This window comes from Candidatus Thorarchaeota archaeon (genome assembly GCA_013388835.1).
Lineage (GTDB): Archaea > Asgardarchaeota > Thorarchaeia > Thorarchaeales > Thorarchaeaceae > JACAEL01.
In genome coordinates this window covers 1-1,982 of the sequence record JACAEL010000107.1, presented here as the reverse complement: position 1 = coordinate 1,982, position 1,982 = coordinate 1, and the positions used below count along the sequence as shown (strand labels likewise).

At 43.0% G+C, this 1,982-nt stretch carries 3 protein-coding genes; all 3 read left to right on the top strand.

Going from position 1 to position 1,982, the window contains the following annotated elements; all coding sequences use genetic code 11:
- A partial coding sequence (locus tag HXY34_14145; GenBank protein ID NWF97275.1) for a hypothetical protein occupies positions 1–636 on the top strand: 636 nt, incomplete at its 5' end.
- Entirely contained in the window at positions 629–1,078 is a 450-nt protein-coding gene (locus HXY34_14140) for a hypothetical protein (GenBank protein ID NWF97274.1), read from the top strand. The genes HXY34_14145 and HXY34_14140, both read left to right, overlap by 8 nt.
- A 158-nt stretch (positions 1,079–1,236) precedes the next feature.
- Positions 1,237–1,791 carry a flavodoxin family protein gene (locus HXY34_14135; GenBank protein ID NWF97273.1) on the top strand — a complete coding sequence of 185 codons (555 nt, stop codon included), beginning with the start codon at positions 1,237–1,239 and terminating at the stop codon, positions 1,789–1,791.
- Positions 1,792–1,982: the final 191 nt, after the last annotated feature.

The following is a 1,982-nucleotide window of genomic DNA, read 5'->3' as shown; positions in this document are numbered from 1 at the left end:
CGTCTGCTCTTTTCTTTGCGGATAGGCATCGTTAACAATGGCTATTATGGTGTGGGCTCATTCAACATAACAACAGAAATTTCGGACACTGACGGTTTCGTCATCGCAAGAGGGTTAACCTTCATACCTACTATAAAAAAAGGCGAGAACATGACAGCCTCTAACAATGTGACGTTTGATTTTAATGATCTACTGCAGCATGACCATAACTTTCTATTTAATGACACTGAATTGTATGTGACGGTGTATGCTGGCATAAGAATCGCTGAGCTTATTCCTATTAGCGCGACAACAAACTTTTCTCTTCCATGGGGCGCACCCTTCCGCAATTTCACTTTAGGAGAACCAAAAAGTGCAGACTTCAATCTCACTCATTTGCGGGTGACTGCTTCGACAAGCTTTGAGAATCACGCATTTTCCGATATTGCTGGAAGCATGCAAGTGCAAATGTACAACAGCGCTAGCGTGCTTGTAGGATCCAGCCAAACCCTCATTGACGCATCACAAGGTTCGCGCTACAGTGGACATATCGAGTTTTACGTTCTAAAGTCTGAGATGACTCGTACTGGCCGTTTTGAGGTACACTTTCTGACTCCGTTTTTCACGTATGGACCTTTGGTGATGTCCTATGGCTAAGGAAAGAAATGGGTTAAAGGCAAAAATTCGAACTCTCGTGTTTAAAGGGTTAAAGGCAACGATTAAGGGTTTGGCCTTCTATGCAATGTATTCTGTTTTGTGGATATTTTTAGCCCCACTATCGGAAATAGTTTCAGGTTTTCAGCAGACAGTTGAAGTCTTTATCATAATGTACATTACATTTGTAATTGTAGAGGAACTAGCTTCGGGCACGATCTTTAAGCATATTTTCAATGCAGCCAAAGCATTGTTTGTGGTTTGCTATTTAGTCTTCTCAATGAAAGACGGGCTGTGCGGTGCGACCTATCAAAACATAAATCTAGTCATCGATCTGCGATTATTTTTCACAATAGCCACTCTTCTAAGCCTACTGGGTTTCGTCAAGTCCACGCTTGAAGCCATAAACTACTTAAGTGAAAGAGCAGAATACACGCATATCTGATTTCTTGTTCGTGCGCCATTATACTAGAGACAGAATTTTTCAAGAGAACACCAGTCTAAGAATTGGCATATTTGCCCCTTAACACATGAAATGCTGTTCAATAGGGCACAAGAATTTTATGTTTGAGGAACAAATTCAGAAAAACAAGGCGAGCTGAAATGAAAGTTGTTGCTATTGTTGGCAGTCCGAGACGAGGAGGAAACACTGAAACTCTAACTCGGATAGCGTTAGAGGAAATTCAGAAAAATGGAATCAAAACAGAACTCATCAGCCTAGCCGGAAAAAAGATTCAACCATGCGACGCATGCCATGCTTGTGAAAAGGGTGAGTGCCACATCAAAGACGATTTCGACGCAATCTTCAAAAAGATGGTTGAGGCTGACGGCATAATACTCGCTACGCCTGTCTATTATGGTGCTGCTACGCCACAGATGGTCAGCCTCATCAGCAGGTTTTATGGTGTTGATGGACAGCCTTTGAGAAATAAGGCGGGCGGACCTATTGTTGTTGCTCGGCGGGCAGGGCAAAATTTCACGTTAGCCCAACTCTTGTTCTTTTTCATGATAGAAGAGATGATAGTTCCCGGATCCACGTACTGGAATATGGCGTTTGGCCGTAGCAAAGGAGAGGTTCTCAAGGATGAGGAAGGCGTACGCACCATCAGGAACTTCGGACAAAAACTAGCTTGGCTTCTGAAGAAAATCAACAAGTGAAAAGCCTTATTTACAGTTTCTGGCTCTCATCACGTAGAATGATTTGCCGTGTTGTTTTCCCATCTGTTTTGATTGCCGTCCAAGCGATAGGCACTGTTGTGAATTTCAGCTAGTTGCGTTAGCCCATAGCGTGCTTTCCCTTAATTGAGTCTTTGATGGAGATGTCTAAGCTACGCGCTTCCGTTTATAGG

Excerpts from the sequence above, each read along its gene's own strand:
- HXY34_14135 (NWF97273.1), top strand. The coding sequence starts at position 1,237 with ATGAAAGTTGTTGCTATTGTTGGCAGTCCGAGACGAGGAGGAAACACT.
- HXY34_14140 (NWF97274.1), top strand. The coding sequence starts at position 629 with ATGGCTAAGGAAAGAAATGGGTTAAAGGCAAAAATTCGAACTCTCGTG.